Origin of the sequence: Micromonospora sp. RV43, assembly GCF_001029515.1 — a bacterium.
In the GTDB taxonomy this organism is placed as follows: domain Bacteria; phylum Actinomycetota; class Actinomycetes; order Mycobacteriales; family Micromonosporaceae; genus Micromonospora; species Micromonospora aurantiaca.
In genome coordinates this window covers 23,098-29,609 of the sequence record NZ_LEKG01000090.1, presented here as the reverse complement: position 1 = coordinate 29,609, position 6,512 = coordinate 23,098, and the positions used below count along the sequence as shown (strand labels likewise).

The window sequence follows — 6,512 nt, the reverse complement described above, 5'->3', positions numbered from 1 at the left end:
GGCCGGTGTGCTGCGGGGAGGGTTCCTCATCCGCGACCGCAAGTACACCGCCGCCTTTCGATCACGCCTTCGCCGCCCGAACTCGGCGGAGATGTCTGGGGCGCAAGACGGCGGAGAGCGTGGTGCTGTCGGAACACTGAGCGCAATTCGGTCCCCCGCCGGTGGCCAAACTCGGACGCCTGCCGGACGCCTGGGTCAAGTCCACCGGTAACAACGCAGCGCTCGTGAGGGCAGACCGCAGGGTCCGCGGGTACCGGGGTCCCGCGCCTCCCGGCCTGCCGGTCAAGGCGCCGATCCGATGGTGGGCAGGCCGCAGGCGCCGACGGGGCCCAGCGCCTGGGACGCTCCGGTGCGACCTCCGCGACAACCACCCTCAGTGGCTGCCCTGCACCCGCAGCGAGTACAAACCCTGGCCTCCCCAGAAACCCATAAAGGCCAACTCTGTGGGCGAAAGGTGCGTAGCGTTCAGGTGGGCCTGTGCCGAGGACCCACCCCACCGGCAGAAAGGGTATGAGATGTCGCTCGACGCGTTCCGCATCCCCGGCGGCTCCTTGGACGACTTGATCAGTCGGTTCTTCGGCGGAGACCCGTTCGCGGGACGTCCGGTGGAGCGGGTCGACCTGTCCCGGCTGCTCTCCACCGAGTCGCGGCAACTCCTGCAACGGGCAGCCGAGCAGGCTACGGAGTGGGGCAGCCCGTACCTCAATGTCGAGCACCTGCTGTGGGCCGCAGCCCAGGCCGACCCCACCCGCCGGATGCTCGGCGCGAGCGGCGCCGACCCCGACGACCTGGCCCGCCAGATAGAGTCGGCCGTCCCCAAGGGCAGGCCACGCGAGGACACGCCTCCGCTCGCGCCGGCGGCGAAGCGCGCCCTGCTCGACGCGCACCGCGAGTCGCGACGGTCCGGCGCGTCGTACATCGGCCCCGAACACCTCCTGCTCGGCATCGCCGCGAACCCGGAGACGACCGCGGGCCGGGCGTTGCGGGCGCTCGGTGGGGCCGTCACCGGGCCCACGCCGCCGGCGGGCGGTGCCGACGGGCGCGGAGCCAGCAGCACCCCCACCCTTGACCAGTACGGGCGGGACCTCACCGAGGACGCCCGGGCCGGTCGGCTCGATCCGGTCGTCGGCCGTGATGACGAGATCGACGACACGATCGAAGTGCTCTCCCGGCGTACGAAGAACAATCCGGTGCTCACCGGCGAGCCGGGCGTCGGCAAGACGGCGATCGTCGAGGGCATCGCGCAGCGCATCGTCAACGACGAGGTGCCCGAAACCCTGGCCAACCGGCGTGTGGTCGCACTCGACCTGTCCGGGATGGTGGCGGGCACCAAGTACCGCGGTGAGTTCGAAGAGCGCCTGAAGAACGTGATCCAGGAGGTGACGTCGGGCGAGGACGGGCTGATCCTCTTCATCGACGAACTGCACACCGTTGTCGGCGCGGGCGGCGGTGGCGAGGGGGCGATGGATGCCGGCAACATGCTCAAGCCCGCCCTGGCCCGCGGCGAACTGCACGTGGTCGGTGCGACGACACTGAACGAGTACCGTCGCTACATCGAGAAGGATCCTGCGCTGGAGCGCCGGTTCCAGCCGATCCTGGTGTCGGAGCCGAGCGTGGAGGACACCGTCGCGATCCTCAAGGGCATACGTGACCGGTACGAGGCGCACCATCAGGTGCGCTACACGGACGAAGCGCTGGACGCCGCGGCTGAACTGTCCCACCGCTACATCACCGACCGGTTTCTGCCGGACAAGGCCATCGACCTGCTCGACCAGGCGGGGGCCCGGGTCCGGCTTCGTTCCCGCACCCCGGCTCCGGACAAGAAGGAGATCGAGAAGCGGCTGTCCCAGCTGCGCCGGGAGAAGGACAGCGCGGTGGCGAACGAGGATTATCAACGCGCGGGTGCGCTGAAAGCCGAGATCGGTGCGGCCGAGCGGGATCTGGCGGCGGCGCAGGAGGGCACGCCTCCGGTGCCCGAGGTGCATATGAGCGACATCGCCGAGGTGGTCAGCCGGCGTACCGGTGTTCCCGTCACCCAGCTCACGGAGGTGGAGAAGCAGAGGCTGAGGCGCATCGAGGAGCAACTGCACGAGCGCGTGGTCGGCCAGCACGAGGCCGTACGGGCTGTGGCGGCTGCCGTACGCCGATCGCGTTCCGGGCTGAGCGACCCCCAGCGACCCGACGGGTCGTTCCTCTTCCTCGGCCCCACCGGCGTCGGCAAGACTGAACTGGCCAGAGCCCTCGCCGCGGCGCTCTTCGGCGACGAGTCCAGCATGATCCGCTTCGACATGAGCGAGTTCCAGGAGCAGCACACGGTCAGCCGGCTGGTCGGAGCGCCCCCGGGCTACGTCGGGTACGAGGAGGCCGGTCAGCTCACCGAGGCGGTCCGGCGCCGGCCATACTCGGTGCTGCTCTTCGACGAGGTGGAGAAGGCGCATGCGGATGTGTTCAACGCGCTGCTGCAGGTGCTCGACGACGGTCGCCTCACCGACGCGCAGGGTCGCACGGTCGATTTCAGCAACACCATCCTGATCATGACGAGCAACATCGGCGCGGACCGCATTCTGGCCGCGCAGGCGGCAGGGCGTCCGGTCAACGACCAGCGCGAGGAACTGATGGGGCTGCTGGGGCAGCGGTTCCGGCCGGAGTTCCTCAACCGGATCGACGAGATCATCGTCTTCACCGGCCTGGACCGGGACCAGCTCCTTGAGATCACCGGCCTGCTGCTGGACCGCACCCGCCGTCGGTTGCACGCACAGGACATCGACCTCGAGGTCAGCCCGGACGCCGTGCAGTGGCTGGCCAACCGGGGCTACCAGCCCGAGTACGGGGCGCGGCCACTGCGGCGCAGCATCCAGCGCGAGTTGGAAGACCGGCTGTCGACCCTGCTGCTCGATGACGGGGCGAATCCGGGCGACACCATCGAGGTCAATGTCGTCGGCGGCGAGCTCGACCTCTCGGTCCGGCCCGCCGCCGTACCGGCTGGCACGTGACACCCGACGAGCAGCTCGGCGAGCCGTCGCGGTGTGTCCCGGGGGCTCCACCCCGGCGAGTTGTTGCAGCAGATCATCCAAACCGCGGCCGTGCTGGGAGGGCTTGACGACGACGCCGGCGCAGGCCGGTCAGCCTGCGGGACAACCGCCCGGCCAACCCCCTGTGCCTGAAGGACGTCGCCATCGGCCCCCAATGCGTAGAAGGCCCTGCGCCGCACGGGCGGCATCCGCTGCACCCCACTGAATGACGGCACCGTGAGCGCCGGACCGGTCGACGTGACGGTCAGTCGCTGACAACCGGCCGCCATCACCGGCTGGCCGTCTGGAGGCGGCCGGTGATCGTCCTCAGGCAGCGCCGACGTCGGTGGTGAAGGTCGCGAAGGCGAGCAGGCCGGAGTAGGCGGCCAGGCCGATGGTGAACCAGGTGAAGCTGGAGTGCCTTTCGGGGGCCAGTTCGTCGACGAAAATGTTGAGCAGGATCCCGCCACCCAGGAAGGCGGTGAGCACGTTCATCAGCACGCCGGTGGGCTGGACGGCGACCGCGGTCACCCAGCCGCCGGCGGCGCCGGCGACCAGGACGAGGCGCCACCCGGTGGTGAGGCTGACCGGGAAGTGCTCGGCCAGGACGCCGTCGGTGGCCAGCACGTGCAGCCCCATGGCGACGGCGAACAGCACCGCCGGCCCGAGCCCCGCGTCCAGCTTAGTCGCCAGGGTGTACGTGATCAGGCCGCTGTACAGGGCGAAGAAGCCGAGCTGGAACCCGAAGACCAGCCGGGTGGGCTCTTGCCGGCGCTGCTGCGAGCGGTGGGTGACACGTTCCAGGGCGTAGAACGTGAAGAAGCCGACCAGCGCGACGAGGAACAGCACGAATCCGCGGGCCGGGGTGGGCCTGATCTCCTCCTCCAGGACGTGGGCCACCGCCTGGTTGCCCTCCGCGAGGCGCGGCAGCAGATAGAGGAACACGTACGCGGCGGCGATGCCGCCACCGAGGGACGTCGCCGCGTGGGTGGGCACCGGCAGTCTCCGGCGGATGGCCGGCGCGAGAAGGTGCAGGGCTCCCAGCGCCACCGCCGCCGCCAGCGCCGCCCACAGGCCGCCCGCCCGGGTGAGCGTCACCGGGGCGGTGGGTTGCCGGCGGCCGGCTTGGAGCGCTGGAAGATGCCGAACAGCCAGAGCAGGGAGGGCGCCAGCAGCAGCGCTCCGACCGCGAGGACGGCGAGCACCGTGGCGAGCACGGTGGGATCACCGGCCGCCTCGGTGACGGTCAGGTCGGGCGGCAGCAGGTCTGGGTACTGGGCGGCGCCCCAGGCCCAGAGGACGGCCGCGACCGCGAGGGCCGCGGTCACCCGCACCGCCCGGTAGCGGCCGGTGGCGATCAGCACCAGCGACCCGAGCCCCGCGGCGAACGAGAGCAGCACCAAGGCGAGCGCCCGGCCCCGAAGATCGGCGAAAAGGTCCGGCGCGTCGGCGGCGACGACGGCCAGCCCGGCCGCCGCGCCGACGCCCACCACTATGCCGGTGACCAGGGCGCGGCGGCGGAACTGGGCCACCAGGTCGGCGGCACCGGCGCGGCGCGCGTCGTGGATGAGGTAGACCGCGGCGAGGTACGCGCACACGCCGATCGCGAGCAGTCCGCCGTAGATGGAGGTGGGATTGAGCCAGCTGCGCCAGATGTCACCCTCGGCGATGCCGGGTGGGACGCGACCGGAGGCGACTGCGCCGACGATCGAGCCGAGGAAGAACGGGGTGGCCACCGAGGAGAGCGCGAAGGTGGCGCCGTAGAGGCGTTGCTCGGTGAGGGTGTGACTGGCCTTGCGGAAGGCGAAGGCCGCGCCACGACCGATGATGCCCAGCGCGGCCAGGGTCAGCGGGATGTAAAGGGTGGAGGCGAACGCGGCGAACGCGGGCGGAAAGGTGGTCCAGAACAGGGTGATCACCAGGATCAGCCAGACGTGGTTGGCCTCCCACACCGGGCCGATCGAGTGCGCGATCAGTTCCCGGCGGGCTGCGCCGCGGCGCGCCCCGCCGGCGAGGAGGTCCCAGATCCCGGCGCCGAAGTCCGCGCCGGCGAGCAGGGTGTAGAGCGTCAGACCGGCCAGCAGCACCCCGAGCAGGACGTCGACGACGGTCATCGGCCGCTGTCCACCGGTTCGGGTACGCCCTCCTGCGGAGCGACCGGCTCGTCGCGGTGGCAGGCCATCCGCCACAGAACCGCGACGGTGGCGACGGTGAGCACCGCGTAGACGGCGGCGACCAGGGCCAGGCCGGTGGCCAGGCCCGGCGCCGGATTTACCGCCTCGGCGGTGCGCAGCACGCCGTACACGATCCAGGGTTGCCGCCCGACCTCGGTGACGACCCAGCCGGCCTCGACCGCGACGGCGGCGGCGACCCCGGACAGGGCGGCGGCCCGCAGGAACCACGGCGAGCGCGGCGGACCCCGACGCCGCCACCACGCAAGCGCCCACCAGGCGGAAAGCGCCACCAGCCCGAAGCCGATGGCCACCATCAGCTGGAACGCCCACTTGACCACCGTCACCGGTGGCTCCTGATCGTCGGGCACCTGGTCCAGGCCCATGACCACGGCGTCCGGATCCCACCTGGCCAGCAGCGACAGGGCGTTGGGCACCTCGACTGCGTACCGCAGTTCCCCGTCGACGTAGACGCCGCCGAGCGACAGCGGCGCGCCGGCCTCGGTGCGGGCCAGCCCCTCCATCGCGGCGAGCTTGGTGGGCTGGTACTCCGCGACGAAGTGCGCCGCCCAGTCGCCGACCACGACCTGCACCGGGGAGAGCACCGCAGCGACGGTGAACGGGATGGCGAAGCCGAGCCGGTGGTAGCGGTCCCGGCGGCCGCGCAGCAGGGCCACCGCGTAGACGCTGGCGATGCCGAAGCCGGTCACCATGAACGCCGCGACGATCATGTGCAGGGTCTGCGGCGGCGTCGCCGGGTTGAACATCGCCTGCCACGGCCTGACGTCGGTGACCTCGCCGGAGACCAGGTCGAAGCCGCGGGGCTGGTTCATCCAGGCGTTTGCCGACACCACGAAGAACGCGGACGCCACGCCCGCGACACAGACCGGCAGTCCGGAGAGCAGGTGCACCCGGGGTGGCACCCGGTCCCAGGCGTACAGGTAGATCCCGACGAAGATGGCCTCGACGAAGAACGCGATGCCCTCCATCGCGAACGGCAGGCCGATCACGTCGCCGAAGCGGCCCATCAGGCCGGGCCAGAGCAGCCCCATCTCGAACGACAGGATGGTCCCCGACACCGCGCCGACCGCGAACAGCACGCCCATCGCCTTGGCCCAGCGGTGCGCCAGCCGGGTGAAGGTCGGGTCCCCGGTGCGCAGACCGCGCCACTCGGCGAAGACGGTGACCGCCGGCATGCCGACGCCGAACGAGGCGATCACGATATGCCAGCCCAGGGACAGGGCCATCTGCACCCGCGCCGCCATGAGGTCTCCCGGGGCGGCGTCCTGGGCGAGCAGGTCAACCAGCATCGGGTTCCCCACCTTCGTTG

Annotated in this window: 4 protein-coding genes; 1 reads left to right on the top strand and 3 read right to left on the bottom strand. The window is 71.2% G+C overall.

All coding sequences use genetic code 11. The features are described from left to right. Positions 1–515 precede the first annotated feature (515 nt). Positions 516–2,993, top strand: coding sequence for an ATP-dependent Clp protease ATP-binding subunit (locus ABD52_RS21400; RefSeq protein WP_047892988.1), 2,478 nt, complete (start codon positions 516–518; stop codon positions 2,991–2,993). Between the two features lie 345 nt (positions 2,994–3,338). On the opposite strand, the gene ABD52_RS21395 is transcribed toward ABD52_RS21400, so the two are convergent. Genes ABD52_RS21395 through ABD52_RS21385 form a run of 3 tightly spaced genes read right to left on the bottom strand, consistent with a single transcriptional unit; the run spans position 3,339 to position 6,492 of the window. Continuing rightward, positions 3,339–4,109, bottom strand: a complete 771-nt coding sequence (locus ABD52_RS21395; RefSeq protein WP_047892987.1) for a hypothetical protein — start codon at positions 4,107–4,109, stop codon at positions 3,339–3,341. Continuing rightward, positions 4,106–5,125 (bottom strand): cytochrome d ubiquinol oxidase subunit II, encoded by a 1,020-nt coding sequence (locus tag ABD52_RS21390; RefSeq protein ID WP_030275000.1) that lies wholly within the window; start codon positions 5,123–5,125, stop codon positions 4,106–4,108. The genes ABD52_RS21395 and ABD52_RS21390 overlap by 4 nt, the downstream gene beginning before the upstream one ends. Beyond that, the gene (locus tag ABD52_RS21385) at positions 5,122–6,492 is read right to left on the bottom strand and encodes a cytochrome ubiquinol oxidase subunit I (RefSeq protein WP_091331579.1); all 1,371 of its coding nucleotides are present in this window, start codon (positions 6,490–6,492) and stop codon (positions 5,122–5,124) included. Before ABD52_RS21385 ends, ABD52_RS21390 begins: the two co-directional genes overlap by 4 nt. Between the last annotated feature and the right edge of the window lie 20 nt (positions 6,493–6,512).

Bases quoted from the DNA above. Each gene is read 5' to 3' on its own strand.
- ABD52_RS21400 (WP_047892988.1), top strand. From the start codon at position 516: ATGTCGCTCGACGCGTTCCGCATCCCCGGCGGCTCCTTGGACGACTTG.
- ABD52_RS21390 (WP_030275000.1), bottom strand. From the start codon at position 5,125: ATGACCGTCGTCGACGTCCTGCTCGGGGTGCTGCTGGCCGGTCTGACG.
- ABD52_RS21385 (WP_091331579.1), bottom strand. From the start codon at position 6,492: ATGCTGGTTGACCTGCTCGCCCAGGACGCCGCCCCGGGAGACCTCATG.